27 protein-coding genes are annotated in these 26,292 nt (G+C 73.0%); 14 read left to right on the top strand and 13 right to left on the bottom strand.

Features of this window, described 5'->3' with window-relative positions:
* Nucleotides 1–2 precede the first annotated feature (2 nt).
* Together ABIC30_RS26405 and ABIC30_RS26400 are read right to left on the bottom strand one after the other, a co-directional pair.
* Entirely contained in the window at nucleotides 3–857 is an 855-nt protein-coding gene (locus tag ABIC30_RS26405) for a quinoprotein dehydrogenase-associated SoxYZ-like carrier (protein ID WP_020092327.1), read from the bottom strand.
* Nucleotides 858–898: 41 nt separating this feature from the next.
* Nucleotides 899–1,861: a quinoprotein relay system zinc metallohydrolase 2 gene (locus ABIC30_RS26400; protein ID WP_020092326.1), complete on the bottom strand. Its 963-nt coding sequence runs from the start codon at nucleotides 1,859–1,861 to the stop codon at nucleotides 899–901.
* 160 nt (nucleotides 1,862–2,021) lie between these two features.
* Here ABIC30_RS26400 and ABIC30_RS26395 point away from each other — a divergent pair, with 160 nt between their 5' ends.
* Nucleotides 2,022–2,588, top strand: coding sequence for a TetR/AcrR family transcriptional regulator (locus ABIC30_RS26395; protein ID WP_026604793.1), 567 nt, complete (start codon nucleotides 2,022–2,024; stop codon nucleotides 2,586–2,588).
* Here the strand turns inward: ABIC30_RS26395 and queC are convergent.
* From queC to ABIC30_RS26375, 4 genes are all read right to left on the bottom strand, one after another.
* Nucleotides 2,575–3,294: a 7-cyano-7-deazaguanine synthase QueC gene (queC, locus tag ABIC30_RS26390; RefSeq protein WP_020092324.1), complete on the bottom strand. Its 720-nt coding sequence runs from the start codon at nucleotides 3,292–3,294 to the stop codon at nucleotides 2,575–2,577. The genes ABIC30_RS26395 and queC overlap by 14 nt on opposite strands.
* On the bottom strand, nucleotides 3,284–3,640 hold the full coding sequence (gene queD, locus ABIC30_RS26385) for a 6-carboxytetrahydropterin synthase QueD (RefSeq protein ID WP_020092323.1): 357 nt from the start codon (nucleotides 3,638–3,640) through the stop codon (nucleotides 3,284–3,286). The genes queC and queD overlap by 11 nt, the downstream gene beginning before the upstream one ends.
* A 100-nt stretch (nucleotides 3,641–3,740) precedes the next feature.
* Nucleotides 3,741–4,694, bottom strand: a complete 954-nt coding sequence (locus tag ABIC30_RS26380; protein WP_020092322.1) for a dihydrodipicolinate synthase family protein — start codon at nucleotides 4,692–4,694, stop codon at nucleotides 3,741–3,743.
* A 104-nt stretch (nucleotides 4,695–4,798) separates the two neighbouring features.
* Entirely contained in the window at nucleotides 4,799–5,476 is a 678-nt protein-coding gene (locus ABIC30_RS26375) for a GntR family transcriptional regulator (RefSeq protein WP_020092321.1), read from the bottom strand.
* Between the two features lie 117 nt (nucleotides 5,477–5,593).
* Here ABIC30_RS26375 and ABIC30_RS26370 point away from each other — a divergent pair, with 117 nt between their 5' ends.
* Nucleotides 5,594–7,186, top strand: a complete 1,593-nt coding sequence (locus ABIC30_RS26370; protein ID WP_020092320.1) for an ABC transporter substrate-binding protein — start codon at nucleotides 5,594–5,596, stop codon at nucleotides 7,184–7,186.
* Nucleotides 7,187–7,325: 139 nt separating this feature from the next.
* On the opposite strand, the gene cobT is transcribed toward ABIC30_RS26370, so the two are convergent.
* On the bottom strand, nucleotides 7,326–8,366 hold the full coding sequence (cobT, locus tag ABIC30_RS26365; RefSeq protein ID WP_020092319.1) for a nicotinate-nucleotide--dimethylbenzimidazole phosphoribosyltransferase: 1,041 nt from the start codon (nucleotides 8,364–8,366) through the stop codon (nucleotides 7,326–7,328).
* A gap of 86 nt (nucleotides 8,367–8,452) precedes the next feature.
* On the opposite strand from cobT, the gene cobS reads away from it, so the two are divergent.
* The 3 genes from cobS to ABIC30_RS26350 are packed head-to-tail and all read left to right on the top strand — an operon-like array spanning nucleotide 8,453 to nucleotide 10,240.
* On the top strand, nucleotides 8,453–9,286 hold the full coding sequence (gene cobS, locus ABIC30_RS26360) for an adenosylcobinamide-GDP ribazoletransferase (protein ID WP_020092318.1): 834 nt from the start codon (nucleotides 8,453–8,455) through the stop codon (nucleotides 9,284–9,286).
* A gap of 52 nt (nucleotides 9,287–9,338) precedes the next feature.
* Nucleotides 9,339–9,551, top strand: a complete 213-nt coding sequence (locus ABIC30_RS26355) for a DUF1289 domain-containing protein (protein ID WP_020092317.1) — start codon at nucleotides 9,339–9,341, stop codon at nucleotides 9,549–9,551.
* Entirely contained in the window at nucleotides 9,548–10,240 is a 693-nt protein-coding gene (locus ABIC30_RS26350; RefSeq protein ID WP_020092316.1) for a retropepsin-like aspartic protease family protein, read from the top strand. The genes ABIC30_RS26355 and ABIC30_RS26350 overlap by 4 nt, the downstream gene beginning before the upstream one ends.
* A 21-nt stretch (nucleotides 10,241–10,261) precedes the next feature.
* On the opposite strand, the gene dusA is transcribed toward ABIC30_RS26350, so the two are convergent.
* On the bottom strand, nucleotides 10,262–11,320 hold the full coding sequence (dusA, locus tag ABIC30_RS26345) for a tRNA dihydrouridine(20/20a) synthase DusA (protein ID WP_081636460.1): 1,059 nt from the start codon (nucleotides 11,318–11,320) through the stop codon (nucleotides 10,262–10,264).
* Nucleotides 11,321–11,611: 291 nt separating this feature from the next.
* On the opposite strand from dusA, the gene motA reads away from it, so the two are divergent.
* The 3 genes from motA to ABIC30_RS26330 all read left to right on the top strand — a co-directional run bounded on the left by motA (nucleotide 11,612) and on the right by ABIC30_RS26330 (nucleotide 15,869).
* A complete protein-coding gene (gene motA / locus ABIC30_RS26340) occupies nucleotides 11,612–12,475 on the top strand; it encodes a flagellar motor stator protein MotA (RefSeq protein ID WP_020092314.1) in 864 nt (287 codons plus the stop codon).
* Between the two features lie 22 nt (nucleotides 12,476–12,497).
* Nucleotides 12,498–13,358 carry a flagellar motor protein MotB gene (locus tag ABIC30_RS26335; protein ID WP_020092313.1) on the top strand — a complete coding sequence of 287 codons (861 nt, stop codon included), beginning with the start codon at nucleotides 12,498–12,500 and terminating at the stop codon, nucleotides 13,356–13,358.
* Between the two features lie 900 nt (nucleotides 13,359–14,258).
* The gene (locus tag ABIC30_RS26330; RefSeq protein WP_234082880.1) at nucleotides 14,259–15,869 is read left to right on the top strand and encodes a methyl-accepting chemotaxis protein; all 1,611 of its coding nucleotides are present in this window, start codon (nucleotides 14,259–14,261) and stop codon (nucleotides 15,867–15,869) included.
* Nucleotides 15,870–15,937: 68 nt separating this feature from the next.
* Here the strand turns inward: ABIC30_RS26330 and ABIC30_RS26325 are convergent, their stop codons facing one another.
* Nucleotides 15,938–16,813, bottom strand: a complete 876-nt coding sequence (locus ABIC30_RS26325; protein WP_020092289.1) for an SDR family oxidoreductase — start codon at nucleotides 16,811–16,813, stop codon at nucleotides 15,938–15,940.
* Between the two features lie 455 nt (nucleotides 16,814–17,268).
* Here ABIC30_RS26325 and ABIC30_RS26320 point away from each other — a divergent pair, with 455 nt between their 5' ends.
* Both ABIC30_RS26320 and ABIC30_RS26315 read left to right on the top strand, forming a co-directional pair.
* Complete coding sequence (locus ABIC30_RS26320; RefSeq protein WP_020092286.1) at nucleotides 17,269–17,484, top strand: hypothetical protein; 216 nt, start codon at nucleotides 17,269–17,271, stop codon at nucleotides 17,482–17,484.
* A 164-nt stretch (nucleotides 17,485–17,648) separates the two neighbouring features.
* Nucleotides 17,649–18,074: a GFA family protein gene (locus ABIC30_RS26315; RefSeq protein ID WP_020092285.1), complete on the top strand. Its 426-nt coding sequence runs from the start codon at nucleotides 17,649–17,651 to the stop codon at nucleotides 18,072–18,074.
* A gap of 95 nt (nucleotides 18,075–18,169) precedes the next feature.
* Here ABIC30_RS26315 and ABIC30_RS26310 read toward each other — a convergent pair whose 3' ends face one another.
* Nucleotides 18,170–18,871 (bottom strand): urease accessory protein UreE, encoded by a 702-nt coding sequence (locus tag ABIC30_RS26310; RefSeq protein ID WP_020092284.1) that lies wholly within the window; start codon nucleotides 18,869–18,871, stop codon nucleotides 18,170–18,172.
* Between the two features lie 251 nt (nucleotides 18,872–19,122).
* Here ABIC30_RS26310 and ABIC30_RS26305 point away from each other — a divergent pair, with 251 nt between their 5' ends.
* From ABIC30_RS26305 to ABIC30_RS26295, 3 genes are all read left to right on the top strand, one after another.
* On the top strand, nucleotides 19,123–19,392 hold the full coding sequence (locus ABIC30_RS26305) for a YMGG-like glycine zipper-containing protein (protein WP_012318984.1): 270 nt from the start codon (nucleotides 19,123–19,125) through the stop codon (nucleotides 19,390–19,392).
* A 152-nt stretch (nucleotides 19,393–19,544) separates the two neighbouring features.
* The gene (locus ABIC30_RS26300; protein ID WP_020092283.1) at nucleotides 19,545–20,285 is read left to right on the top strand and encodes a TerB family tellurite resistance protein; all 741 of its coding nucleotides are present in this window, start codon (nucleotides 19,545–19,547) and stop codon (nucleotides 20,283–20,285) included.
* Nucleotides 20,282–21,037, top strand: a complete 756-nt coding sequence (locus ABIC30_RS26295) for an N-acetylmuramoyl-L-alanine amidase (protein ID WP_020092282.1) — start codon at nucleotides 20,282–20,284, stop codon at nucleotides 21,035–21,037. The genes ABIC30_RS26300 and ABIC30_RS26295 overlap by 4 nt, the downstream gene beginning before the upstream one ends.
* Nucleotides 21,038–21,061: 24 nt before the next feature.
* Here ABIC30_RS26295 and ABIC30_RS26290 read toward each other — a convergent pair whose 3' ends face one another.
* Both ABIC30_RS26290 and ABIC30_RS26285 read right to left on the bottom strand, forming a co-directional pair.
* The gene (locus ABIC30_RS26290; RefSeq protein WP_020092281.1) at nucleotides 21,062–22,096 is read right to left on the bottom strand and encodes a TerC family protein; all 1,035 of its coding nucleotides are present in this window, start codon (nucleotides 22,094–22,096) and stop codon (nucleotides 21,062–21,064) included.
* A gap of 275 nt (nucleotides 22,097–22,371) precedes the next feature.
* Entirely contained in the window at nucleotides 22,372–23,907 is a 1,536-nt protein-coding gene (locus ABIC30_RS26285) for an MDR family MFS transporter (protein ID WP_020092280.1), read from the bottom strand.
* A 256-nt stretch (nucleotides 23,908–24,163) separates the two neighbouring features.
* On the opposite strand from ABIC30_RS26285, the gene ABIC30_RS26280 reads away from it, so the two are divergent.
* Complete coding sequence (locus ABIC30_RS26280; protein ID WP_026604790.1) at nucleotides 24,164–25,381, top strand: TIGR03862 family flavoprotein; 1,218 nt, start codon at nucleotides 24,164–24,166, stop codon at nucleotides 25,379–25,381.
* 10 nt (nucleotides 25,382–25,391) lie between these two features.
* Here ABIC30_RS26280 and ABIC30_RS26275 read toward each other — a convergent pair whose 3' ends face one another.
* The gene (locus ABIC30_RS26275) at nucleotides 25,392–26,258 is read right to left on the bottom strand and encodes a collagen-like protein (RefSeq protein ID WP_020092278.1); all 867 of its coding nucleotides are present in this window, start codon (nucleotides 26,256–26,258) and stop codon (nucleotides 25,392–25,394) included.
* Between the last annotated feature and the right edge of the window lie 34 nt (nucleotides 26,259–26,292).

Genomic DNA, 26,292 nt, shown 5'->3' with positions numbered 1-26,292 from the left:
GGTCAGTTCGTCGGGCTCGGCGCGGTGAAGCTGTGCTGCCACTGGCCGCCCTGGTTGTCGGAGGCCGCCACCTGGATCGGCTTGCCGTCCGGCTTGAACGCGAAGTTGATCACCGGGTTCGACGCGATCGAGATGTCGCCCGTCATGGTGAAGACCTTCCGGTCGCCCGCCGAGACGGTGAGCTTGTCGATGTAGCGCGCCGGCGTGTAGTCGCGGGTCACCTGGTTCATCTGCATGCCGGAGAAGTTCGGGTGGCGGATCATCAGCGTCGCCTCCACGGGCTTGCCGGCCGCCGTCTCGGCGAACTTCATGCGCATGTCGCCCATGCCCTTCATGGCCTCCTCGTCGCTCATCCCCATCGGGGCCGAGCAGCCGCCGGAGGCCTTCACGAACTGCTTGGCCTCGTAGAGCTTGCCGTCCGTGGTCTCCACCACGGCGTGCATGTCGGTGTAGTTGTTGACCCGCACGCGCAGCTTCAGCTCGGCCGGGTCGGCGGCCGGCCCGAACTCGAACTTGGCCGCGTAGGGCGCCGGGTTGTCGTCGATGATCAGCGAGACCGCCTTGATCTGCCCGTCCTTGGGCATGGTCAGGGTGATCGGAACCAGGGCGGCGTCGAGCGCCCGGGCGGGCGCCTCGATCTTCACGAGGCTGTCGGTCGGGGCGATCTGGCGGTCGCCGAAGATCGACTTGGCGATCTCCTGCCAGCGGGCCGCCCGCTCCTGATCGGTGTCGGAGGCGCCGGCCGCCCGCGCGGCGCCGGCGAGCGGTCCCGACAGCGCCGTCGTCGCCAGGACGAGGCCGAGGGCGAGGCTGGAGAAGGTCTGTCCGATGAAGGTCTGTCCGATCCTGTGCGTCATGGCGTGCCTCCCGATTGGCTTGGATATGGGGATTCTGAAACCTATTCCCACTCGAGTTCCTGGTAGGCCACGGTGACGTTGCGGCCGTTGTAGGTGTCGAACAGGGCCCACTTGTCGCGCTGGTCCGCCGCGACGCTGGTCACGGCCTTCTCGATGGGCACGTCCTTGGCGATCGCCGCCCGGGTGCCGTCGCGCAGGGCGGCCAGGTAGCCGGAGAGGTCGGCGAGCGCCGGGGCGAGGTCGACCGCGACGGGGCCGTGGCCCGGGACGGCCCGGGCGGGACCCATGGCCTTCAGCCGCTCGATCTCGGCGAGCCAGCCCTTGAGGCTGCCGTCGAGGGAGGGGATCCGGTTCACGAACAGCAGGTCGGCGGGGAACAGCAGGCCGCTGCCGGAATCGATCATCGACAGGTCCGAGGTGGTGTGCGCCGGACCGTGCGCCGTGAAGGTCAGGCGGCGGTCGCCGAGGTCGATCTCGGCCGTGTCGGCGACGGTCATGGTCGGGTAGACCACAGGCCCGGTCCGGTCCTCGCCGAGCAGGTCGATCAGCCGCTTGCGGTAGAACTCGCCCCGGGCCGCCAGGGCCTCGGTGAGCTTGGCGTGGCCGATGAAGACCGGCTTGTCCTGGACGAAGGCCCCCGCCCCGAAGACGTGGTCCGGGTGGACGTGGGTCAGAACCACGTGAGTGATCGGCTTGTCCGTGCGCTTGGCGATCTCGGCGCGCAGCCACTGGCCGTCGGCGAGGCTGCCGCCGGACTCGGTCACCACCACGCCGGTCCTGCCGACGAGGAAGCCGATATTGGCGATGGCGTCGGCGTTGTCGGGGGTGGCGTCGGCGATCAGGCCCTTGCGCACGTACAGGCCCGGCCCGACCTCCTCCATCGTGAAGCTCTCGGCGGCGCGGCCCAGCGTCGGCAGGCAGCACAGGCAGAGCCCCGCGAAGAGGGCGTGCCGTCGCGTCGGCCCGGCGGTCTGCACCCGCGGATGGACGGCGCGTGCCGTCATGCCGAAACCTCCCGATCTTGCCCGTTCTTGATTGTCTACCATTAAGTAGGTAGATTGATCGTCCGTCAAGGGGTCGCCGGGAGCCGGTCCCCGCCGCGGCCGCACGTTCGCGTGACTTCGTGCGATGACGGGGGTGAGTTTTGGAGCGACGTTCGCCGCGATGAGGGATACCCGCGCCGAGTTGCTGATGCAGGCCGAGACCCTGGTGCGGGGCCGCGGCTTCGCCGGCTTCAGCTACGCCGACCTCGCGGCGGCGGTGGGCATCCGCAAGGCGAGCATCCACCACCACTTCCCCACCAAGGTCGATCTCGGCGCCGCCCTGGTGGCGGCCTACGCGGCGCGCTACGCCGCGGCCCTGGAGGCGATCCGCCGGGACGTGCCGGACGGGCCGGGCCGGGTCGAGGCCTACGGGCGGCTCTATCTCGGCGGCGTCGAGCAGGGGCTCGGCTGCCTCTGCGCGGCGCTGGCCATCGAGGGCGAGGCCCTGCCCGAGCGCCTGCGCCGGGACGTCGCGGCCTTCTTCGCGGACCATCTCGCGTGGCTGGAAGGCATCCTGCGCGCGGGCCAGGTGGATGGCAGCGTGCGCGGCGGCGCGGATCCGGCGGCGCTCGCCCGCTACGTCGTCGCCACCCTGGAGGGGGCGCTCCTGATGGAGCGCCTGTTCGCGAGCCCCGACGCCTTCCGGGGGACGCTGGCGGTGCTGGTCGACGGCCTCAGGCCGCAGTGAACCGGGCGTAGCCGTCCGCCCGCAGCCGGCAGGCCGGGCAGGTGCCGCAGCCGTAGCCCCAGGGATGCCGCTGCCCGCGCTCGCCGAGGTAGCAGGTGTGGCTCTCCTCGACGATCAGGTCGACCAGCGCCCGCCCGCCGAGGCTCTCGGCCAGCTCCCAGGTCTGCGCCTTGTCGAGCCACATCAGCGGCGTGTGCAGCACGAAGCGCCGCTCCATGCCGAGATTGAGCGCCACCTGCAGGGCCTTGATCGTGTCGTCGCGGCAATCCGGGTAGCCGGAATAGTCGGTCTCGCACATGCCGCCGACCACGTGCCGGAGCCCGCGCCGGTAGGCGAGCGCCGCCGCGAAGGTCAGGAACACGAGGTTGCGGCCGGGCACGAAGGTGTTGGGCAGGCCCGACGCCTCGTAGCCGATCGCGGCCTCCCGGGTCAGCGCCGTCTCGGAGACCTGCCCGAGGGCGTCGAGGGCGAGCGTGTGGTCCTCGCCGAGGCGGGCCGCCCAGGCGGGATCGAGGGCGGTCGTGCCCGCCCGCAGGGCCGCGCGGCGGTCGAGCTCGACCCGGTGACGCTGGCCGTAGTCGAAGCCGAGGGTCTCGACGTGGTCGAATTGGTCGAGCGCCCAGGCCAGGCAGGTGGCCGAATCCTGGCCCCCGGAGAACAGCACCAGCGCGGCGCGGTCCCCCGGGATGGCGGCGTCACTCGCCATCGTACTCGGCCCAGGACATCGGGGTCTCGGCGACCCGCACGAGCGCGAGGCCCGGCAGGTCCGGCCGGAGGCGCTGCCAGATCCAGGCCGCGATGTTCTCGGCGGTCGGGTTCTCCAGCCCCTCGATCTCGTTGAGGCAGTGGTGGTCGAGCCGGGCGAGCAGCGGCCCGAAGATCGACTCGATGTCGTAGAAGTCGATCACCCAGCCGGTGTGGGGATCGACCGGGCCGGCGACCGTCAGCTCGACCCGGTAGGAATGCCCGTGCATCCGGTGGCAGCGGTGGGTCTCGGGCACGTTCGGCAGCCGGTGGGCCGCCTCGAAGGTGAAGGCTTGGGTGATCTTCATGGACGGTTCGCGGGTGTGGCCGATCTCGCCCCCGCCATAGCGCCGACGGGCGGTCCCGCGCAAAGGCGGGCTGCCCTGCGTTCGGCGGCGCGGCCGGGGATCAGGCCCCGGCGCCGGCTTCCGACCACTGCGCGTACCACGCCTTGAACAGGCGCAGCTGCGTCTCCGCGTAGTGGCGCTGACCGGCGCTGAGCGCGTCGGTGGCGTTGAAGTGCAGCGCGTATTCCGGGTTCCCCTCCAGCACCATCAGGTGCTTGTAGTAGAGGACGAGGTCGGTCCCCTCGTCGAAGCTCGACAGGATCGCCAGCGCGGCGTCGAGTTCCTCGGCCCGGCGCCGGGCCCGGACGTCGCCCGCGGCGGCCTTCTCGCACAGGGCGACGAGGTGGAGCACCTCCCGCGGCAGGACGTTGCCGATGCCCGTGATGGCGCCCCGGGCGCCGCAATTGACGTAGCCGTGCACCACCTGGGTATCCACCCCGACCATCAGGGTGATGTCGGGGGACTGGCCGGTGATGTGCTCGGCCGCGTAGGTGAGCGAGGCCGCGCCGCCGAATTCCTTGAAGCCGACGAGGTGCGGGTGGCGGGCGCGCAGGCGGAAGAACAGGTCCGCCCGGGTCTCGAACCCGTAATAGGGGCTGTTGTAGATCACCGACGGCAGGTCGACGGCCGCCTCCAGGATGCCGCCGAAATGCGCCTCCTGGGCCGCGGCCGAACTGCCGCGCGACAGGACCCGCGGGATGATCATCAGGCCGTGGGCGCCGGCCGCCTTGGCGTGCGCCGCGAGCGCCGCCGCCCGCTTCGGGTTCTGCGCGCCGGTCCCGACGATCACCGGGACGCCGGCGGCGAGCAGCCGCTCGACGCCCGCCATCCGCTCCTCGTCGGTGAGTAGCGGCCAGTCGCCCATCGAGCCGCAGTAGACGACCGCCGACATGCCGGCACCGACGAGCTCCCGCCCCTTGCGCGCCAGGGCGTCGAGGTCGGGCGTCCGGTCCGGCCGGCAGGGCGTCATCAGGGCCGGGATCGTGCCGGAGAAGATGTGTCGATCGAAGGCCATCGCCGGCTCGCCTGCTGGGAGGTGGGATCGTCCCGGCCGGCCCCGCGGGCCTCGCGGGGCGGCACGCCTCTCCATGGCAGCGCCGCGCGAGTCTGGCAAGGATTTTATACAATCTCTGTCGCGCGGGCCGGGACCGGCGCGGCGCCGAGGAAGGCCATCAGCGCGGCGGCGACGTGGTCGATATGGTCGGTCAGGAGGGCGCAGGCGGCCGAGACGTGGCCGTTCCGGCAGAGCCGGACGATCTCGCGGTGCTCGCGGTCGGCCCGCTCCAGCTCGGCGCTGTCGGTGGAGAGCTGGAGGCGGGTGTAGCGGTCGCACTCGGCCAGCAGGGAGCCGACCAGTCCGAGGGCGCGGGGACGATCCGCCCGGCCGTAGAGGAGGAGGTGCAGCTCCGTGTTGAGGGCGCCCCAGCGCGCCGTCGCGCCCGCCCGCAGGGCCGCGGCGTACTCCTCCAAGAGGGTGTCGGCCCGGGCGTAGTCGTCGGCGGTCAGGCGGGGCGCCGAGAGGGCCAGGAGGCGCGGCTCGAGGGCGCCCCGGAGCTCGAGGGCCTCGGCGGCGTCGGCAGCCGAGAGTGGCGCCACCATGGCCCCGCGATGCGGCAGGATCCGCACGAGGCCCTCGGCCTCCAGCTGAAACAGGGCCTCCCGCACCGGGATCCGGCTGGCGCCGAACTCCGCCGCGAGGCCATCCTGGCGGAGCTGCGAGCCGGCCGGATAGCGGCCGTCGAGGATGCGCCGCCGGATCTCGGTCCCGATCGAGCTCGCGATGGTCCGGTTCTTCATCGTCTCGCTCCCGGTCGATCCCGGATGCCCCGCAGGACCCTTGACGGCGGAGCTCCGGTGTTGAAATTGTATAAAATCAATCGGGCAACGGGCTCGATCAGGACAAGGGTGCCCGCGATGACGCTCTCCCGTCGCCAGATTCTGGCCGGAACCGCCGGCGCGGCCGCCGGCCTCGGCCTCCCGCACCTGGTCCGGGCCCAGCCCGGCGGCGGCAGCGTGCTGCGCTTCATCCCGTCGACGCCCCTGCCGTCCCTCGATCCGATCGTCGCCACGAGCTACGTCATCCGCAATCACGGCTATCTCGTCTACGACACGCTGTTCGCCACCGACGAGAATTTCCGCATCCAGCCGCAGATGGTGAGCGAGTGGCAGACCGCGCCCGACGGCCTGCGCTGGACCTTCCATCTCCGCGACGGCCTCACGTTCCACGACGGCTCCCCCGTCGAGGCCAAGGACTGCATCGCGTCCATCGCGCGCTGGTCCAAGCGGGACGCGTTCGGCCAGACCCTGGCGGGCTTCGTGGAGGGGTACGGCCAGGAGGACGCGCGGACCTTCACGGTCGCGCTGAAGAAGCCGTTCCCCCTGCTCCCGGCGGCGCTCGGCAAGCTGTCCTCGAACGTGCCCTTCATCATGCCGGAGCGCGTCGCCCTCCAGGACGCGTCCAAGCCGATCGCCGACGCCACGGGCTCCGGGCCGTGGCGCTTCGAGGCGCGGGAATGGATCCCCGGCCAGAACGCGATCTACACCCGGCACGCCGGCTACCGCCCCCGCGAGGAAGCGCCCTCCTGGGCGGCCGGCGGCAAGGTCGCCAAGGTCGACCGGATCGAGTGGCTCGCCATCACCGAGGCCTCGGCGGCGGTGGGCGCGATGATCCAGGGCGCGGTCGACTGGTACGAGCAGCCGGCGATCGACCTGATCCCCGTCCTCAAGGGCAAGCCGGGGATCGAGATCCGCAACGTGCCGCTCGGGCTGATCCTGCTGATGCGGTTCAACCACACGCAGCCGCCGTTCAACAATCCCGAGATCCGCCGGGCCGTGATGATGGCCATGAAGCAGGACGACTACATGCAGGCGGTGGTCGGCAGCCCCGAATACTACCGGGAGGCCAAGACCTTCTTCACGCCGGGCTCGCCGATGTCGACCGGGGCCGGCGGGGCCGCGGCCATGCAGGCGGACCTCGCCAAGGCCAAGGCGATGCTGGCCAAGGCCGGCTACAAGGGCGAGCGCGTGGTGCTGCTGGCCCCGGCCGACCAGCCGATCGCCTACAACCAGTCGCTGGTGACCCAGGACCTGCTCAAGCAGCTCGGCATGAACGTCGATCTGGTCTCGACCGACTGGGGCAGCTTCATCGCCCGCCGCGGCAACCGCGGGCCGGTCGATGCCGGCGGCTGGTCGCTGTTCCACACCCTCTGGTCGGGGGCCGACGTGCTGAACCCGGCGCTCCACCCACTGATCCGCGCCAACGGTCAGGCGGCGTGGTTCGGCTGGCCGGACGACCCGACCCTGGAGGGCCTGCGCAGCGAGTGGATCGCCACCAGCGACGAGGCGCAGCAGAAGGCGCTCGCCGCACGCATCGAGGAGCGGGCCTTCGCGGTCGTGCCCTACGCCCCGGCAGGCCTCGTGCAGCAGCCGATGGCGGTCAGCGCGAAGCTCAAGGGCATGGTCATGGCCCCGGTGCAGTTCTTCTGGAACATCGAGAAGACCGCCTGAGTCCGGGCGCTCCCGAGGAAGGTTCGTCTTTGCGAGCGCAGCGAAGCAACCCAGGGCAGCGGGCCGCTGATGGGCGTGGCGCCGCTGGATTGCTTCGCTCCGCTCGCAAAGACGCGAGGGCGCAGGTGCCCGCGCGTCTTCAGCCCGCGCCCTTCCCCGACACGCCGGCCTGCGCGAAGGTCGCCATGCCGGTGTGGCAGGCGAGCGCGCCCTTCAGCAGGCCCATCGCCATGCCGGCGCCCGAGGCCTCGCCGAGGCGCATGCCGAGCGCCAGCAGCGGCACCAGCCCGAGCCGCTCCAGAACCTCCGCGTGGGCGCCCTCCGCCGAGACGTGGCCGGCGAGGCAGTGATCGAGGGCATTTGGGTCGGCGGCGTGCAGCACGGCCGCGGCGGCGGTCGCCACGTAGCCGTCGATCACCACCGGGATGCGCTGCAGCCGCGCGGCCAGGATCGCCCCCGCCATGGCGGCGATCTCCCGGCCGCCGAGGCGCGCCAGGACCTGGAGCGGGTCGTCGAGGTGGCCGGCATGGTGCGCGAGCGCCGCCTCCACGGCCGCGACCTTCCGGGACAGGCCGTCCCGGTCGACGCCCGTGCCGCGCCCGACCCAGTGGGCGGGATCGCCGCCGAACAGGGCGGCGTAGAGGGCGGCCGCCACCGTGGTGTTGCCGATGCCCATCTCGCCGATGCCGAGGCAGTCGGTGCCGGCGGCCACCGCCTCCATGCCGAACGCCATGGTGGCGACCGTGGCGCGCTCGTCGAGGGCCGGCCCCTCCGCGATGTCGCCGGTGGGCATGTCGAGGGCGAGGTCGAACACCTTGAAGCCGAGGCCGTAGGCCGCGCAGATCTGGTTGATCGCCCCGCCCCCGGCGGCGAAGTTGTCGAGCATCTGGCGGTTGACCGCGTCCGGGAAGGCCGAGACGCCGCGGCGCGTGACCCCGTGGCTGCCGGCGAAGACGCAGACCAGCGGCCGGTCGAAGGTCGGCGGCGCCTTGCCCTGCCACGCCGCCAGCCACGTCACGAGGCTCTCGAGGCGCCCCAGCGAACCGGCGGGCTTCGTCAGGGTCGCGTCCCGGGCCGCGACGGCTTCCTTCGCCTCCGCGTCGGGGCCCGGCATCGCCTTCAGCAGGTTGCGGATGTCGTCGAAGGGGCCGGGTTCGGGAGCGGTCGTCGAATCGGTCATGGCGGCGATGATTTCCTGTGGGCGCCTCCGGACGGGGAGACTATACGGGAGCGGCGCGCGGTGGCGGGCGGATGCGAGAGGCCGCGATGGACAGGCAGACCGGCGGGGAGGCCGACTGGCCCGGGCGCGGCGCCCTCTACGACCTCGCCGGGTGCCTGCGCTTCTACTCCCGCCTGCCGGTGCCGCAACTGCCCGGCGAGCCGGACCCGCACCGGAGCCCCGACTTCACCACCCTGCCGCGGATGCTGCCGCTGGCCGGCCTGATCCTGGCGCTGCCCGCCGCCCTGGTGCTGGCGGCCGGCTGGGCCGTCGGGCTCGGGCCGTTCCTGGCCGCGACCCTCGCGGTGGCGGTCGCCGTGGTGGCGACCGGTGCCCTCCACGAGGACGGGCTCGCGGACGTCGCCGACGGGTTCGGCGGCGGCGCCACGCGGGAGCGCCGCCTGGAGATCATGCGCGACAGCCGGATCGGGGCCTACGGCGGCGCCGCCCTGGTCCTGGCGCTGGCCCTGCGGATCGGCGCCCTGGCGACGCTCCTCGACCGGATCGGCCACGCGGCCGTGGCCGGCCTGATCCTGGCGGCCGCCCTGTCGCGGGTCGCCGCCCTCGCCCCGATGGCGCTGCTCGCGCCGGCGCGGCCGGGCGGCCTCTCCGCCTCGGTCGGCCGCCCGGGCCGGGCGAGTCTCGCCACCGCGCTCGGCCTCGGCGCGGTGCTGGCGCTCGGCGCCGTGCCCCTCGGCCTGCCCCTCGGCGGCGTCGCGCTGATGATCCTGTGCGCCGGCCTCGCGGCCCTGGGCCTGACCCGGCTGGCGCGCGCCAGGATCGGCGGCCAGACCGGCGACGTCATCGGCGCCTGCCAGCAGGTCGCGGAGATCGCCGCCCTGCTGGCCCTGGTGGCGGCGACGGCGGGCGTGGCGGATTGAGGGAGGCCGCCGCGTCTTGACCCGGCCACGATCCCCCGGCCAAGGATCACCGATGCCGCCCGCGCCGAAACCCTCCTCGCCCTGCACCAAGGTCTGCGTCCTCGACGCCGCGACCGGCCTGTGCTGCGGCTGCGGCCGGACCCGCGACGAGATCGCCGCCTGGGGCTCGCTGTCGGAGGACCGGCGCCGCGCCGTGATGGCGGGGCTCGGCGCCCGGATGCGGGCCGCCGGCCTCACCCCCCTGGAAGCGCCGCTGCCGTCATGATCTATCTCGGCCTCGCGGCCCTCGCCCTGGTTCTCGTCGCCCTGGTCCTCAGCGACGGCAGCGACAGCGTCGGCGGCGTGATCGAGCCCGACCAGTTGGCGAACCTCGCCTGGACCGGCACGATCCTGCTCCTGGTGGTGGCCGGGTTCTGGCGGCAGTTCACGGCCCGGCTCGGCGCGAACCTGCAGGCGCTCCTGGCCTGGGCGCTGATCGGCCTCGCCCTGGTGATCGGCTACAGCTACCGCGACCGGATCCAGGATGTCGGCGCCCGGGTGCTCGGCGATCTCCGGCCGGGGAGCGCGACCTCGAGCGGCGACGGTTCCGTCACCGTCACAAGGCGGGCGGACGGCGATTTCCGGGTCGACGCCTCGGTCAACGGCCGGGTGCAGCCCTTCCTGTTCGACACCGGGGCGAGCAGCGTCGTGCTCACCGCCGAGAACGCCGCCGCGCTGGGGCTCACGCCCGCGCCTGCCGAGTTCACCGCCCGCGTCTCCACCGCCAACGGCATCACCTACGCGGCGCCGACCCAGCTCGACTCGCTCAGCGTCGGGACGATCACCGAGCGGCGCGTCAACGCCATGGTGGCCAAGCCGGGCGCGCTCTCGGCGAACCTCCTCGGCCAGACCTTCCTGTCGCGGCTCTCCGGCTACGAGGTCCGGGGCGACCGCCTGATCCTGCGCCGGCCCTGACCGGGCCGCCGCGCAAGACGCTCAGGCGGCGTGGGCCTCGGGGGCGGCGCGGGAGACCAGCGCCACCGCCTCCCGCAGGGTCGCGAGGTCGGCCTCCGGGCGCATGCCGTGTGTCGAGAGGTGGCGCCGGAAGGCCCGCGCGCCCGGCCGGCCGTTGAACAGGCCGAGCATGTGCCGGGTGACCGCGTGGAGGCGCTCGCCCCGGGCGAGGCACGCGGCGATGTAGGGCTCGAACGCCGCGACCGCCGCGAAGGCGTCGGGGGCCGGCGCCGGCACGCCGAACAGGTCGGGATCGACCCCGAGCAGGAGCGCCGGCTCGGTGTAGGCGGCGCGGCCGACCATGACGCCGTCGACCTCGGCGAGCCGCGCCCGCGCGGAATCCAGGTCGCGCAGGCCGCCGTTGACCGCGATCGGCAGGCCGGGAAGCCGCCGCTTCAGCCGCGCGGCGCGGCCGTAATCGAGGGGCGGCACGTCCCGGTTCTCCTTGGGCGAGAGCCCCTGAAGCCAGGCCTTGCGGGCGTGGACGATCAGCCCGTCGACGCCCGCCGCCACCACGGCGTCGGCCAGGGTGTCGAGCGCCGCCTCGGGGTCCTGGTCGTCGACGCCGATCCGGCACTTCACCGTCACCGGCACGGAGACCGCGGCCTTCATGGCGGCGACGCAGTCGCCGACCAGGGCCGGCTCGCGCATCAGGCAGGCGCCGAAGCGGCCCTCCTGCACCCGGTCCGAGGGGCAGCCGACGTTGAGATTGACCTCGTCGTAGCCGAGATCCGCGGCGATCCGGGCGGCCCGCGCCAGGTCCGCCGGGTCCGAGCCGCCGAGCTGGACCGCCACCGGGTGCTCGATCTCCGCGAAGCCGAGCAGGCGCTCCCGCGGCCCGTGCAGCACCGCGCCGGTCGTCACCATCTCGGTGTAGAGGCGGGCGCGCGCCGAGAGGGACCGGTGGAACGCCCGGCAGTGGCGGTCCGTCCAGTCCATCATCGGGGCGACGGAGAAGCGCCATCCACTGAGAGTTCCGGGTTCTTCCGTTGCGGCAATCACTTGCTGTCGCTCTCGTGCTGTACCTCGGCGATGCCCCATCGGGCGTCGGACTGCTCGGAATCCGGCTGTGGCGTGCCCGCTCGGCCCCGTCCGGTCCCACCGCGGGGGCGCGATGGGGCGCATCGTCGAGTCCGCCGGGAAGCACGGGACGACGGGGTATCACGCCCGGACCGTCGTCAAAAGAGACGGCACGGTCCACCGCGGGGCCCGGACCGTCGACCGGCGCGCCCGCCGCGGCTCTAAACGCGCCGTTAACCAAGATCAGTGATTTCCCAGGTCATTGGTAGCGTCGCGCGGGCTGTACCTGCCGCCGCGCAAGGATGGCACATCATGCGGCTGATCGTCGGCACAGTGATCGTCTTCGCCTGCGTCTTCGGCAGCTACGCGGCGATGGGCGGCCATCTGCTGGTCCTGTGGCAGCCGTTCGAGTTCGTCATCATCCTGGGTGCGGCGATCGGCGCCTTCGTCATCGGCAACACCGGGCCGGTGCTCAAGGCCGTGCCCGCCATGCTGGGCACGCTGATCAAGGGCCCCAAGTACAACCAGCAATCCTATGTCGAACTGCTGGGAATGCAGTATTCGTTGTTCAAGCTCGCGAAGCAGAAGGGTGCGATGGCGCTCGAGCCGCACATCGAGGATCCGGGCGAGTCGACGCTGTTCAACGCCTTCCCGACCTTCGCGGCGAACCACCACGCGGTCGAGTTCGTCTGCGACTACATGCGCATGGTGACGCTGGGCGCCAACAACGTCCACGAGATCGACGCGCTCATGGATGAGGAGCTGGAGACGCACCATCAGGAGCAGGAGCGCGTCGTCTCGGCCATGCAGTCGCTCGCCGACGGGACGCCGGCGCTCGGCATCGTCGCCGCCGTGCTCGGCGTGATCAAGACGATGGGGGCGATCAAGGAGCCGCCGGAGGTGCTGGGACACCTGATCGGCGGCGCGCTCGTCGGCACCTTCTTCGGCGTCTTCGTGGCCTACGGCTTCTTCGGGCCCATGGCGCAGTCGCTCAAGAGCCTCTTCGAGGCCGAGTCCAAGTACTATCTCTCGCTCAAGGCGGGGCTGCTCGCCCACATCGCCGGCCAGCCGCCGGTGATGGCGGTCGAGTTCGCCCGCAAGTCCCTGATGAGCGACGTCCGCCCGACCTTCAACGAAGTGGAAGCGGCGACCGCCGCTCTGCCCGCCCAGAGCTGATCCGACATCCGGGAGGGAGTCCATGGCGACGATCATCATCAAGAAGGTCAAGAAGGCCGCCCACGCCCACCACGGCGGGGCCTGGAAGATCGCCTACGCGGACTTCGTGACCGCCATGATGGCGTTCTTCCTGCTGATGTGGCTGATCAGCATGACGACGCAGGAGCAGAAGATCGGCCTGGCGGAGTACTTCTCGCCGGCGGCTCTGAGCCCTGCGACCAGCGGCGCCGGCGGAATCCTGTACGGGACCGCCCTCGACACGTCCGGCAACAAGCCGTCCACGCCCCGCGACGCGGAGCGGGGCTCCGCCGAGCGGGAGGAGATCACGCGCCCGACCAGCCCGGGGCGCGTCAGCGACGTCGATGCCAGCCGCCCGGTCGCCAACGTGGAGGCCAATTTCAGCGCCATAGCCAGCCTCCGGCAGGCGCTCCAGACGATGCCCGACATCGCCGAACTGTCGAAGAACATCGTGATCGAGCAGACCAAGGAGGGCGTGAACGTCTCCCTCGTGGACCAGGACGGCCGCGCCATGTTCCGCGAGGGGTCCGTCGAGCCCTACGACCGCACCCGTCGCGTGCTGGAGGCCCTCGCGCCCGCCATCCGGCGGCTGCCCAACCGCCTGTCGATCACCGGCTACACGGCCGTCGCGCGCCCGGGCTCGACGCGGGCCGGCGAGCCCTGGAACCTCTCCGCCGGGCGTGCCCTCGCCGTGCGCGAGGTCCTGTCGGGTGCCGGGGTTCCCAACGACAACTTCTCCTCCGTGTCGGGACGCGGCGACACGGAGCCGGTTTTCCCGGACAATCCCTACCTCGCGCCGAACCGGCGGGTGACGATCACGCTGCTCAACGCGAGCCCGCCGGTGCCCCCGAACCTTCTCCGCTGACGCCGGAGCGGCGCGTCGCGTCGGACCGCGACGCGGCGCGCCGTCGATGCCGCCTCACGTCACCGCGGCGCGTCACGCGCTCCGCGCGGGACCGCGCGCCGCCGCGTCGCTTCCGGCGCGCGGTGTCGAGGCGGCGCGGGTGGCCGGCGACCGGGCCGAGCGCCCGCGCCGCGCCGAGGCGGTAGGCTGACGGCGCGGCGGCGCGCGCACGTCGCCCGCGAGCGGCACCGCGATCCCTGAGCCCGCCGCGCTCGGAGCCTCCGGGTTCGAGGCCGCACCGTCGCGATCCGGGTCAGCCCCGGGCATCCTCTCGGCCGGGATGCCGGAAATCGATGTCGCGGTCGGGCCGCGCGCCGCGCGCTCCACGGGGCGCGACAGCGTCCGACGATTCACCGCCGGGACCTGCGCGCAACCCGCCTCCCCCGCCCTGACTCCCGGAAGCGGACCGGCGGCAGTCCGCCCGGAGCAGCCGGTCGAGCGCGGCCGACGGGCGGGCGTGGACGACCGGCGGCTCGCTGACCCGCCGCGTGTCGCGCGGCGTGAACCTCTCGAACGTCGTGTCCCTGCCTAGCCCGCTCCGGCAGCGCGGTGGGCGCGTCCGGCCCGCCGATCGGCGCCCGCGGGCCGTGCGACGGCGGCACGAGACCGTCCGCGACGAGGTCGATCGTCCCGGCCGACCGCTCCGCCGGGAGCGCGATGAAGCATATCTCACATGTGTGGCCGGAATGGAATTATTCCAATGTTCGGCAGATGATCGGCGGGCGCGGCGCCGAAGGGCAGTTGATTCGATCTGCGAGCTTCGCGGTGTAGCTTTATTTATAGTTAGGAATATTTGATATGACGATCGGTAGAAAGATATTTTGTCTTATCAGTAGCATCCTTCTGGCATTCATATCGATCGTGGGCGTCCAGGTCTCGTCCGTCGGCGCGGTGATGATGGAGGGGCGCAAGGCCGCCATCCGCGCCCAGGTCGAGTCGGCGCACGGCATCGTGGCGGCGTTCGCCCGGCAGGCGGAGGCCGGCGCCGTCTCGGCCGACGAGGCGCGGCGGCGCGCGGCGGAGGCGCTGCGGGCCATGCGCTACAACGGCGGCGACTACGTCTTCGTCTACAGCTCGGAGCCGGGCAACATCGGCCGCAACGTCGTGCATCCCGATCCCAAGATCGAGGGCACGCGGTCCCGCGACGACGCGGCGATGAAGAAGACCTTCGTCTGGACGATGATCCAGCACGCCCGGGAGGGCGGCGGCTTCACCGAGTACCGCTGGGCCCGCCTCGGCGAGACCGAGCCCGCCCCGAAGGTCGCCTACTCGCTCGCCTACGAGCCCTGGCAATGGGTCATCAATTCGGCCCTGTACGTGGACGACATCCACGCCCTGGACCGGGCGCGGATGGTCACCACCCTGCTCTGGCTGATCCCCCTCGCGATCGGGATCGGGCTGGTCGGGTTCCTGCTGGCGCGCAGCATCACCCGCCCCCTGAGCGCCTTCACGGCCGCCCTGCGCCGCCTCGCCGGCGGCGCGACGGACGTCGCCATCCCGGGTCTCGGCCGGCGCGACGAGATCGGCCAGATGGCCGAGGCCGCCGGCGTGTTCCGGGACAGCATGATCGAGGCGCGGACCCTGTCGACCGAGCAGCGCGCCGAGCAGGAGCGTCGGCAGGAGCGGGCCCAGTGGATGGAGGCGGTGACCCGCAGCTTCGACACCGAGGCGAGCCAGCTCCTGGCACGGGTCGACACCGCCGCGGCCGGCATGCGGGAGGCCTGTCGGGCGATGGCCGACACCGCCGCGCAGGCGTCGCGGCAGGCCGGCTCGGCCGCCGGGGCGGCGCAGCAGGCCGCCGCCAACGTGCAGACGGTGGCGGCGGCGACCGAGGAGCTGTCCGCCTCGATCGGCGAGATCGGCGGGCAGGTCACCAAGTCGGCCGCGATCGCCGGTCAGGCGGTGAGCGAGGCGGAGCGGACCGACCGGCAGATCCGCGGCCTCGCCGGGGCGGCGGAGCGGATCGGGGAGGTCGTGCGGATCATCTCGGCGATCGCCGAGCAGACCAACCTCCTGGCGCTGAACGCCACGATCGAGGCGGCGCGGGCGGGCGAGTCGGGGCGCGGCTTCGCGGTGGTCGCCGCCGAGGTGAAGGGCTTGGCCGGGCAGACCGCGAAGGCCACGGAGGAGATCACCGCGCAGATCGCGGCGATCCAGGGCGAGACGACGGAGGCGGTCGGCGCGGTCCACTCGATCGGGAGGACCGTCGACACGATGAACGCGATCGCCAGCGCGATCGCGGCGGCGGTCGAGCAGCAGCGGTTCGCCACCGGGCACATCTCTCAGAACATCGACGAGGCCGCCCGGGGGACCGACGCGGTGAGCGCGAACGTGGTCTCGGCCTCGTCGGCGGCGGAGGCGACGCACCGCGTGGCCGGGGAGGTCGGTGCCGCGGCCGGCGACGTCTGCCGCAGCGCCGAGGCCCTGCGCGCCGAGGTGATGCGCTTCCTCGTCGAGATGCGCGCCGCCTGAGCGCGCCGACGCCCCGGACGGGCGCCGCTGGCGCGGGGCACATCCGTGACGTGCGTGGGAGAGGCGCGTCAGAACACCGGCATGGCCCCGGCCACCGTGACGAGCGCGCCCGACGTGTAGCTGCTCTCGTCGGAGGCCAACATCACGTAGGCTGAGGCGAGTTCGGCCGGTTGTCCGGGCCGACCGAACGGAACCTGACTGCCGAAGGATTTCACCGAATCCTGGCTCATCCCGGAGGGGATGAACGGGGTCCAGATCGGCCCGGGCAGCACGCCGTTCACGCGCACGCCCTTCTCGGCGAGGAGCTGGGCCAAGCTGAGCACCATGTTGCTCAGGGCGCCCTTGGTGGCGCTGTAGGCCATGAGCGACGGCATCGGGTGCTTGGAATTCACCGAGGAGGTGAAGATCACCGAGGCGCCGGGCTTGAGATGGGCGAGCGCCGCCTTGGTCACGTAGAACGCGCCGAACACGTTGGTGCGGAAATGGTCCTCGAACACGGCGTCGTCGATCGCGGCGAGGTCCTCGTTCGGCTGCTGGAACGCGCCGTTGTTGACCAGCACGTCGAGGCGCCCGAACGTCTCGACGGTGCGGGCGACGATCTGGCGCCCGTAGGCGGCGTCCTTGAGGTCGCCCGGCAGGAGCAGCGCCCGCCGACCCGCCTTCTCGACCCACTGGGCGACCGCCTCCGCGTCGGCCTGCTCGTCCGGCAGGTAGGAGATGGCGATGTCGGCCCCCTCCCGGGCGAAGGCGATGGCGACCGCGCGGCCGATGCCGGAATCGCCGCCGGTGATCAGCGCGGCCTGGCCGGTCAGCTTGCCCGAGCCCTTGTAGCTCGCCTCGCCGTGGTCGGGTTCGGGCTCCATGCGGCCGGTCTTGCCGGGGAAGCTCTGGGGCTGCGCCGCGAAGGGCGGGCGGGGATACTTGTGCAGCGGATCCGTGGTCACGCGTCGTCTCCGATGGGGATGCCGGTCCAACCGCACGGCATCCCGGGTGTTCCGGTGCCCTGGCGCCGCGCCCCGCCGGCACAGCCCTGTTCGAGGCCGCCCGCCGCCCTTCCCCCCTCGCGGACAACACGAACCCGTGTGCCGGCGAGGGGCCGACACAGGTCAGCAACAGCCGCTCGTCACTCTGGCCGCGAGGAGGTCCCGCCATGATCGACGTTCAGCCGGAGGATCGGGCCGCCCGCGTGATCGACCGGGTCCTGATCTGCGCAGCGATGCTCTCGCTCACCTTCGGACTGGCGACGGGCCTGTGGGGTCTGCTGCAGTGAGCCGGCCCGGTCGCGCGCCCGCGCGGCGGTCCGGACGCGACTACACCGCCGTGACGCTGATCGGAGCGGGACTCACGGTGCTCGCGCTCGCGCTGCTGCTGGTCGGGATCCCGTGAGCGGTCGCCGGCGATGCTGCTGAACCGCGTCCTCGTCGCCGCGCTGGTCGTCGCGGTCGCGGCGTTCCTGCTGTACCTAGCGGCCCTCGCCCGCGCGGCGCTGTCGCCCAACGAGCCCTACGCGGCCAGCATCGGCCTCACCCTCGACCAGTGCGTGGCCGCCCAGGACAGCCTGTCCGCCGAGGCGTCGCGCCTCTACTGCCTCAGGCCCGTCCCGAAGCGCCTGTGACCGGCAAGGATCTCGGCCCGCCGGAGACCCTGCGTGAGTTTTCCTGACACATCGTGTGAGGACATGGTGATTGTCCGCACGGTGCCGGAAACTTACGGTTCGAGGTGCCGGCTGGCTCCGCCACCGCGCTCGATCACAGGAAAACGCACGGAAGACCCGGCATCATGACGGATGACGCGACGATCCGGTCCGGACGCTGCCACTGCGGGGCGGTGCGCTTGGAGGCGGCCCTCGACGACGATCTCGCGTCGATCCGTCGATGCACCTGCTCCTACTGCCGCATGCGCGGCGCCGTCGTCGTCATGGCGCGGCCGGGCGGGGTGAGGATCCTGGAGGGGTCGGAGGCGCTGACGACCTACCGGTTCCATACCGGGGCGGCGCAGCACTTCTTCTGCTCCCGCTGCGGCGTCTACACGCACCATCAGCGGCGGTCGGACCCGAACGTCCACGCCGTCAACGTGGCCTGCCTGGACGGGGTCAGCCCCTTCGACTTTCCGGAGGTCCCGGTGATGGACGGCGTCAATCACACGAACGACACCGGCCAGCCCACGCGGCGCGCCGGCACGCTGCGCTTCGTCTCGGCAGAGTGACGGCCGCGTAGGGCTGCGTGAGGGTCGCGTGACGGCGGCGGACCGTCCGCGGTCGGGGCCCGGTGCGGGATCCCCGATCGGGCCCGGCTCAACCGCTAGTGATCGTGGCCGCAGCCGCAGCCGGGACCGTGCACGTGGCCGTGCTTCTGGTGCCCGTGCTCGTGATCATGGCCGTGATCATGGCTGTGACCGTGGGCATGATCGTGGCCGTGCTTCTCGTGCCCGTGATCGTGGCTGTGCCCATGATCGTGCGCGTGGGCGTGGTCATGCCCGTGGTCATGGCCGTGCTCATGGCCGTGCTCATTCCCGTGGTCGTGATGATGGTGGGCGTGATGGTCGTGCCCGTGATCGTGCCCGCAGGTGCTGTGATCGTGGGCGGCCTGCTCGGGACGGAAGGCACGGGAGACCGGGGTCGCGACGCAGCCCTGCCCGCGCACCAGCTCGGCCGCGGCGGGCGTCGCCGGCACGTAGAGCACGTCCGCGCCGATCTCGGCGTCCACGTGGCTGCCGCCGAGCTGCCAGGCCAGGCGCAGCAGGCGGGCCGGATTCTCGGCGCGCACCTCCAGGAGATCCTCGGCGGCCGCCCGCACCGCGACGAGCCGGCCGTCGTCGAGGCGCAGGGCGTCGCCGTCCTCGAGCGCCGCGGCCTTGGTGAGCGCGACGTCGAAGCCGAGGCCGCCCTCGGCGACCAGGGATCCGGCGACGGCAGCCCGGCCCGCGCGGTCGAGGGTCACCGTGTCGGCGACGCGGTCGGCGCGGACCGCGGCCCGGCGGACGATCGTGGTGGCTGTCGGCATGGGACCCTCGGACATGTGCCGGACTGGTGCCGGGCGTGGTGCCGGATAGGGCGTCGCGGCACCGCGGCCGGAGCGCCTCCGAACGTGGCATAGGGCGAGACGGGAACCGGGCGCAACTCGTCTCGCAACGCGTCTCGCGGCCGATGGAACCTTAGCCGTATGGCCGACATTCCTTTCCTGCTAAGCTCGACCCGATCCGCAACGATCACGGCCACCGGCCGGACCGGATTCACAAGGGAGTTCTGGGGACCATGAAGAAGCTGACGGCCGCCGCCATCGCCACCATCGCCGCCCTCTCGCTCGCCGGCTGCAACACCCCGGAGGACCGGGCTCTGGGCGGCGCCGGCCTCGGCGCCCTGACCGGTGCCGCGATCGGCGCGGCGGCCACCGGCCGCGCGGGCGGTGCCCTGGCGGGTGCCGCGATCGGCGGCGCCGGCGGCGCCATCGTGGGCGCCTCGACCGCGCCGCGCTGCCCCTACGGCACCTATCGCGACGCCTACGGCAACGTGTACTGCCGCTGAGCTGAAGGGGAAGGGCCGGGCGCGTCCCGGCCCTTCCTCGCGGCGTGCGGAGCGGCTATCCCGTCGCTCGGCCGGGCCCGTCCCGGTGCCGGAACCCCGCCGCCGCCGATGACAGAGCCGAGCCGAGGATCAGCGCCGGGACCGGTCGTCCCATGACTCAGGCGACCAAAACTCAGGGCGTCTGGGGCAAGCTCGGCGGCGCGGGATTCGGCCTCGCGATCGGCGGCCCCCTCGGGGCGCTGATCGGCGGGGTCGCCGGTCATTTCCTGCTCGACCGCGTCGGCGCGCCCTTCGGGCGGACGCCGCGCGACGTCGTGTTCACCACCGGACTCGTGGCGCTCGCCGCCAAGATGGCCAAGTCCGACGGCGTCGTGCTGCCCTCGGAGGTCGAGGCGTTCGGCCGGGTCGTGCAGGTGGAGCCGTCCGCGCGGGCGGGCGTCGAGCGCCTGTTCGACCTCGCCAAGAAAACCACGAACGGCTTCGAGGCCTACGCCCAGCAACTGGCGACCACCTTCGGCGACGAGCCGGCCCTCCTCGAGGACGTGCTCGACGGCCTGTTCCAGATCGCCGGCGCCGACGGGGCGCTGCACGAGGCCGAGGAGCGCTACCTGCGCGCGGTCTCGGGCATCTTCGGCTTCGACGAGGCGGCGTTCCGGCGCATCGCCGCCCGCCACGTGCGGTTGCCGGACGATCCCTACGGCGTCCTCGGGCTCGACCGCGAGGCGGACGACGCCGCCGTGAAGGCCCGCCACCGGGCGCTGGTGGCCGAGCACCACCCGGACCGGGCGCTCGCCCGCGGCCTGCCGACGGAGGCGGTGGCCATCGCCACGCGGCGGCTCGCCGCGATCAACGCCGCCTATGACCGGATCGCGCAGGAGCGCGGGCTGCGGTGAGCCTGACCCCCGACAGCCCCCTCGCCCGCCGCGTCGCGCCCTCGCCGAACCACGGCGCCCGCCGCGCGGGGCCGCTCGACATGCTGATCCTGCACTACACCGGGATGGACAGCGGGGCCGCCGCCCTCGCGCGCCTGCGCGACCCGCTGAGCGAGGTCTCGGCGCACTACCTCGTGTTCGAGGATGGCGGGATCGTCCAGATGGTGCCGGAGGCCCGCCGGGCCTGGCACGCCGGCGCCGGCGCCTGGAAGGGCGAGACCGACGTCAATTCCCGGTCGATCGGGATCGAGATCGTGAACCCGGGCCATGCCGGCGGCCTGCCGCCCTACCCGGAGCCCCAGGTCGAGGCGGTGATCGCGCTGGCCCGGGACATCCTCGCCCGCTGGCCGATCCCGCCGGAGCGGGTGCTCGCCCATTCCGACGTCGCGCCCGAGCGCAAGGAGGATCCGGGGGAGATCTTCCCGTGGGACCGTCTGGCGGCGGCGGGGGTGGGGCACCGCGTGCCCCCCGCGCGCCTCCAGGACGGCCGGTTCTTCGCGCGGGGCGATGCCGGCCAGCCCGTCGAGGCGCTGCAGGCGATGTTCGCGCTCTACGGCTACGACCTGCCGGTGACCGGTCTGTTCGACGCGCGCACCCACGCGGTGGTCACCGCGTTCCAGCGCCATTTCCGCCCGGCGCGGGTGGACGGCGTGGCCGACGCCTCCACCATCACCACCCTGCGCGACCTGATCGCGGCGCTGCCGCCGGCCTGAGGGCCAGGCGCCCGCCGGGCCCCCTCAGGCGCGGTGGGCCCGGGCCTCGCGGGGGTGTCCGGCCTCCGGGGCCGGCGCGACCGGCGCGTCGGTCCGGGTCCGCCAGAGGCTGTAGAAGACGCCGGCCGCCAGCAGCGTCAGGGTCACCACCAGGGAGACCCAGGGCTGCACGTGGATGAGCCCGAACGTGTCAGCGACCACGATCTTGGCGCCGATGAAGATCAGGATGAAGGCCAGCGCCGTCTTCAGGTAGGCGAACCGGTCGACCATCGCGGCGAGCGCGAAGTAGAGGGCGCGCAGGCCCAGGATCGCGAAGATGTTGGAGGTGTAGACCACGAACGTGTCGGTGGTGATCGCGAAGATCGCCGGCACGCTGTCGACCGCGAAGATCACGTCGGCGCCGTTCACCAGCACCAGGGCGAGCGCCAGCGGGGTGAAGTACAGGGCGACCTTGCCGGTCCTCGGGTCGGTCTTGCGCACGGTGAAGCGCTGGCCGTGCAGGTCGGGCGTGACCCGGAAGGTCGTCTTGAACCAGCGCACGACGGCGCTGTTCTGGAAGTCGCCTTCCTCCTCGTCGCCCGAGAGCAGGATCTTCAGGCCGGCGTAGATCAGGAAGGCGGCGAACAGGGAGAGCACCCAGTGCACCTCGTGCACCAGGGCGGCGCCGAGCCCGATCATCAGCCCGCGCAGCACCACGGCCGCCAGGATGCCCCAGAGGAGAACCCGGTGCTGGGCCGCCCGCGGGATGCCCAGGGCCGTGAGGATCATGGCGATGACGAAGACGTTGTCCATCGACAGCGACTTCTCGACCACGAGGCCGGTGACGTACTCCTCGGCGGAAGACGGCCCGAGATACCACCAGATCCAGCCGCCGAAGGCGAGGCCGAGGGCGAGGTAGAAGCCAGTGAGAGCCAAGCTCTCCCGGACGCCGATCTCGTGCTCCTTGTCGCGGTGGAGGAGCCCGAGGTCGAAGGCGAGCAGGCAGGCGATCAGGACGTGGAACCCGAGCCACATCCACAACGGCTTGCCGAGCCATTCGACGGTGAGGACGTCCATCATGTGCGGGGACCTGATGCTGATTCCAGATGGAAAGCATCGGCTCCGACATCACGGGCGCTGAGGAGCGCCCGCCAGAGGGGCCCGCAGCCGATGGGGCCGACGTAAGCGGTGATCCGGGCGAATCAAGGGCAGAGCGCCCGGCCGGCGCGCGGTCCGGTGACGCTGTCCGCTCCCCGTGGCCCCGCCGCGACGCGGGCGCGCGCGTCGGGGCGGCCTCCTGTCCTGGAACAGGAGCGCGCGCGGGGTGAGGGACCGCGTCCGGTTCCGCGCCGCCGTCAGGCGGAGGCGTCCGGCGTCTCGGCGGCCATCTTGGGGGATGTGCGCTCGCGCAGGGGCCGCTCCTCCATCAGCGCCAGGAACGTGAAGGCTCCGAGCAGGCCGAGGCAGGCGGCCAGGAAGACGTGGCGGAAGGTTAGGGCGAGCTGGGCCGGGTCCGCGCCGCGGATTAGGCTCTCCACGTCGTGGGCCCCTCCCCCCGCCCCGCCCGCGGCGCCGCCGAGCACGATCGTGCCGAAGGCCGCCACGATCAGCGCCCCGCCGAGGGAGCGGAAGAAGTTCATCGCGGCGGTGGCGATGCCGAGCTGGTGCGTCTCCACCGCGTTCTGGATCGAGATGGTCGAGAGCGGCAGGATCGTCCCGATCCCCATGGAGAGCAGCGCGAACAGCACCTCCATGAGCCAGAAGGGCAGCGCCCGGCCCTGCCAGGCGATGGTGGCGCAGCAGGCGAGGCTGACGCACATCATCGCCAGGGGCACGCGCTTGTAGTGCCGGAAATGGAGCATCGACCGGCCCGACAGGGTCGCACCCGTGACGGTGCCGATCATCAGCGGCACCAGGGCCACTCCGGACTCGCTCGCCGAGAGCCCGATCACCCCTTCGAGGAAGATCGGCACGTAGATGGTGAGCCCGATGAAGGTGCCCATGGCGAAGCACGCCGCCAGCGTCGCGCTGTAGACCACCCGGTCCTTGAGCACCTCCGTGGGGATCAGCGGCTCGGCCGCCGTGGCGAGCCGCGCCGCGAAGCCGCCGCCCAGCACGGCCGCCCCGGCCAGGAGGGCGAGGACCGGCGCCGAGTCCCAGGGATAGCGCACCCCGCCCCAGCTCAGGGCCAGCAGGAGGGTGACGGAGCCCGCCACCATCAGGGCGGCGCCGGGATAGTCCAGCCGGTGGCGGCGCTCGTGGCGGGGCAGGCGCTTGAGGTTGGCGTTGGTGAGCGCGAAGGCGAGGACGCCGATCGGCAGGTTGATCCAGAAGATCAGGGACCAGTGCAGGTGCTGGGCGAAGAGGCCGCCGAGCAGCGGCCCCGCCACCGAGGCCGTCACGAACACGCCCGCGATCACCACCTGGTAGCGCGCCCGCTCCTTGGGCGACATGATGTCGGCCAGGATGGTCTGCGCCAGGGCGATCAGACCGCCGCCGCCGACACCCTGGAGACCCCGGGCGAGCGCCAGCGCCACCATCGTGGGCGCGAGCGCGCAGGCGAGCGAGCCGACCACGAAGGTCGCGATGGCGATCAGCAGCATGACCCGCCGGCCGTGGATGTCGCTGAGCTTGCCGTAGAGCGGGGTCACCGCCGTGGAGGCCAGCAGGTAGGCGGTGACGATCCAGGGCAGGTTCGCGGCGTCGCCGAGGTCGAGGCCGATGGTCGGCATGGCGGTCGCCACGATGGTCTGGTCGAGGGCCGCGAGCAGCATCGCGGTCATCAGCCCGTAGACGATGGCGCGGATCTCGCCGGGGCTGAGCGCGGCCTGCGGGGCGGGCCGCGCCTGGGCCTGCGGCTGGATCTCGGTGACGGCGACGGGACTGGCCACGTGTCTGAGAGCCTCTGATCCGGACCGTGCCGGCCGACCGTCCGGGACGGACGGGGCCTGGGGCGGCATGAGGGGGGCGCGGGCGGGCCGCGGTCGCGGGCCTGTGCACCGGTAACCGCGGCGCCCGGGATCGGGAAGAACGTGCGTTCGGGCGTGTCCGTTTCCTAGCGCAACGCCGGAGGCCGGCCCATGGCGCCCGGCGCCGATCCGACCTTCGCCCTTGACAGAGGGGGCCGGGCTGTCGCTCTCCCGCCCCATGCCGGATGACAGGGACGCAATCGCCATCGTGGGCGGGGGGCCCGCCGGGCTCGCCGCGGCCGAGGTGCTGGGCGAGGCTGGCCGCGCGGTCACGGTCTACGAGCGCATGCCGTCGGTCGCCCGCAAGCTGCTGATCGCCGGGCGCGGCGGCCTCAACATCACCCACAGCGAGGCGCGGGCGGAGTTCCTCGCCCGCTACCATCCGCGCGGCGCCCTCGACGCGGCGATCGCGGCCTTCCCGCCCGACGCGCTCAGGGCGTGGTGCGGGGATCTCGGCGAGCCGACCTTCGTCGGCTCGAGCGGGCGCGTCTTCCCGCGCAGCTTCAAGGCCTCGCCCCTGCTGCGGGCGTGGCTGGCGCGGCTCGACCGCCTCGGCGTCCGGATCCGGACCCGCCACCGGCTCACGGGGATCGCCGGGGGCCTGCGCTTCGAGACCCCGGACGGTCCCCTGGACATCCGGCCGCGCGCCACCCTGCTGGCGCTGGGCGGGGCGAGCTGGCCGCGCCTCGGCTCGGACGGGCGCTGGGTGCCGCTCCTCGAGGGGCTCGGCGTGGCGGTGTCGCCCCTGCGTCCGGCCAATGCCGGCTTCGCGGCGGCGTGGTCCGACCTGTTCCGGGAGCGGTTCTCCGGCGCGCCGCTGAAGCGGGTGGCGCTCACCTGCGCGGGCACCACGGTGCGGGGCGAGGCCGTGATCACGGAGGCCGGCCTCGAGGGCGGGGCGGTCTACGCCCTCTCGCGCGCCCTGCGCGAGGCGATCGCGGCCGGGGGCAGCGCCCGGCTCGTCGTGGATCTCCGCCCGGACCTGACCCGGGACGCCCTCGCCCGCCGCCTGTGCGGCGCCCGGCCGGGCGACTCGGCCGCGACCCGGCTGCGCAAGGCCGCGGGCCTCGCGCCCGCGGCGGCGGGGCTGCTGCGCGAGGCGGCCGGCACCGCCCTCCCGGCGGAGCCCGGGGCCCTCGCCGGGCTGATCAAGGCGGCGCCCATCACCCTCACCGCCTCCGCGCCGATCGAGCGGGCGATCTCGACGGCGGGCGGCGTCCGGCTCGACGCGCTGGACGGGCGGTCCATGCTGCGCGCCCATCCCGGCCTGTTCCTGGCCGGCGAGATGCTCGACTGGGAGGCGCCGACCGGCGGCTACCTCCTCCAGGGCGCCTTCGCGGGCGGCCGGTCGGCCGCCGCCGGGATGCTCGACTGGCTGCGCGAGAGCGGCGGCTGACCCGCCCGGTTCACGGCCGCGTGCAGAACCCGACGATGCCGGTCGCCTCCGCCGGGCAACTGGCGCCCTCCCCGTCGTAGGTCGGCGCGCCGCCCTTGAGGCAGTGGGCCGTGACCAGCATCTCCCCGGTCCCGCAGGTGATCGTGCAGCCTCCCGGGCAGTCGGACTTGCGCACGGGCCGCAGGCTGGCGGCCTCGCCCTTCGGGCCCGGGCCGCCCTGCGGCCCGATCGGCCCCCGCGAGCCCGGTGCGCCCGGCGGGCCCGAGGCTCCCGTGTCGCCCTTCGGGCCCGGTGCGCCCTGCGGGCCGGCCGCGCCCGTGGCACCGGGCTCCCCCTTCGGGCCGGGCTCGCCCTGGGGACCCGTATCGCCCTTGAGGCCCTGATCCCCCTTGGGGCCGGTCTCGCCCTTGGCCCCCGTCTCGCCGGGCGGTCCCGCCGCACCCTGGGGACCGGGCGGTCCGGGCGGACCCTCGGGCGCGCAGTTCGCCACGACCGCCTCGCGCTCGTCCGGCTCCGCCTTCAGCGTCACCACGCAGGTCGAGGGCCGGTAGGGCAGCCGGAAGGTGAACCGGCCGCGCCGGTCGGCCTGGATCGAGATGTCGTCGTCCAGCACCACGATCGCGCCGGGCTTGCGCACGGAGCCCGAGATCCTCAGGTCGCCGGCCTCGATCCGCGCGTCGTAGACCATGATCGGCTGGCTCGGGGCCTGCGCGTGGCGGACCCGCGGACGGGCCGGGCGCGCCCGCCCCGTCGCGGGGGCGGACGCGGCCGGATCCGGGGCGGCGGCACCCGGCGGATCCGCCTGCTGGCCGAGCGCCGCGCCCGGCAGGGCGAGCAGGAGCGTCAGGGTGAGGGCTGAGCTGAGGGCTGAGCGCATGCGCGGTCCGGTTCGGCCGCGTCACGCGCGCGGC

Origin of the sequence: Methylobacterium sp. 1030 (assembly GCF_040544715.1) — a bacterium.
Classification (GTDB): Bacteria; Pseudomonadota; Alphaproteobacteria; order Rhizobiales; family Beijerinckiaceae; genus Methylobacterium.
Note: the sequence above shows the minus strand (reverse complement) of the source record. Positions and strands in the feature narration are given on the sequence as shown.

Coding starts and splice junctions, on each gene's coding strand:
- ABIC30_RS26405 (WP_020092327.1), bottom strand. CDS start 857: ATGACGCACAGGATCGGACAGACCTTCATCGGACAGACCTTCTCCAGC.
- ABIC30_RS26400 (WP_020092326.1), bottom strand. CDS start 1,861: ATGACGGCACGCGCCGTCCATCCGCGGGTGCAGACCGCCGGGCCGACG.
- ABIC30_RS26395 (WP_026604793.1), top strand. CDS start 2,022: ATGAGGGATACCCGCGCCGAGTTGCTGATGCAGGCCGAGACCCTGGTG.
- queC (WP_020092324.1), bottom strand. CDS start 3,294: ATGGCGAGTGACGCCGCCATCCCGGGGGACCGCGCCGCGCTGGTGCTG.
- queD (WP_020092323.1), bottom strand. CDS start 3,640: ATGAAGATCACCCAAGCCTTCACCTTCGAGGCGGCCCACCGGCTGCCG.
- ABIC30_RS26380 (WP_020092322.1), bottom strand. CDS start 4,694: ATGGCCTTCGATCGACACATCTTCTCCGGCACGATCCCGGCCCTGATG.
- ABIC30_RS26375 (WP_020092321.1), bottom strand. CDS start 5,476: ATGAAGAACCGGACCATCGCGAGCTCGATCGGGACCGAGATCCGGCGG.
- ABIC30_RS26370 (WP_020092320.1), top strand. CDS start 5,594: ATGACGCTCTCCCGTCGCCAGATTCTGGCCGGAACCGCCGGCGCGGCC.
- cobT (WP_020092319.1), bottom strand. CDS start 8,366: ATGACCGATTCGACGACCGCTCCCGAACCCGGCCCCTTCGACGACATC.
- cobS (WP_020092318.1), top strand. CDS start 8,453: ATGGACAGGCAGACCGGCGGGGAGGCCGACTGGCCCGGGCGCGGCGCC.
- ABIC30_RS26355 (WP_020092317.1), top strand. CDS start 9,339: ATGCCGCCCGCGCCGAAACCCTCCTCGCCCTGCACCAAGGTCTGCGTC.
- ABIC30_RS26350 (WP_020092316.1), top strand. CDS start 9,548: ATGATCTATCTCGGCCTCGCGGCCCTCGCCCTGGTTCTCGTCGCCCTG.
- dusA (WP_081636460.1), bottom strand. CDS start 11,320: ATGGGGCATCGCCGAGGTACAGCACGAGAGCGACAGCAAGTGATTGCC.
- motA (WP_020092314.1), top strand. CDS start 11,612: ATGCGGCTGATCGTCGGCACAGTGATCGTCTTCGCCTGCGTCTTCGGC.
- ABIC30_RS26335 (WP_020092313.1), top strand. CDS start 12,498: ATGGCGACGATCATCATCAAGAAGGTCAAGAAGGCCGCCCACGCCCAC.
- ABIC30_RS26320 (WP_020092286.1), top strand. CDS start 17,269: ATGCTGCTGAACCGCGTCCTCGTCGCCGCGCTGGTCGTCGCGGTCGCG.
- ABIC30_RS26315 (WP_020092285.1), top strand. CDS start 17,649: ATGACGGATGACGCGACGATCCGGTCCGGACGCTGCCACTGCGGGGCG.
- ABIC30_RS26310 (WP_020092284.1), bottom strand. CDS start 18,871: ATGCCGACAGCCACCACGATCGTCCGCCGGGCCGCGGTCCGCGCCGAC.
- ABIC30_RS26305 (WP_012318984.1), top strand. CDS start 19,123: ATGAAGAAGCTGACGGCCGCCGCCATCGCCACCATCGCCGCCCTCTCG.
- ABIC30_RS26300 (WP_020092283.1), top strand. CDS start 19,545: ATGACTCAGGCGACCAAAACTCAGGGCGTCTGGGGCAAGCTCGGCGGC.
- ABIC30_RS26290 (WP_020092281.1), bottom strand. CDS start 22,096: ATGATGGACGTCCTCACCGTCGAATGGCTCGGCAAGCCGTTGTGGATG.
- ABIC30_RS26280 (WP_026604790.1), top strand. CDS start 24,164: ATGCCGGATGACAGGGACGCAATCGCCATCGTGGGCGGGGGGCCCGCC.
- ABIC30_RS26275 (WP_020092278.1), bottom strand. CDS start 26,258: ATGCGCTCAGCCCTCAGCTCAGCCCTCACCCTGACGCTCCTGCTCGCC.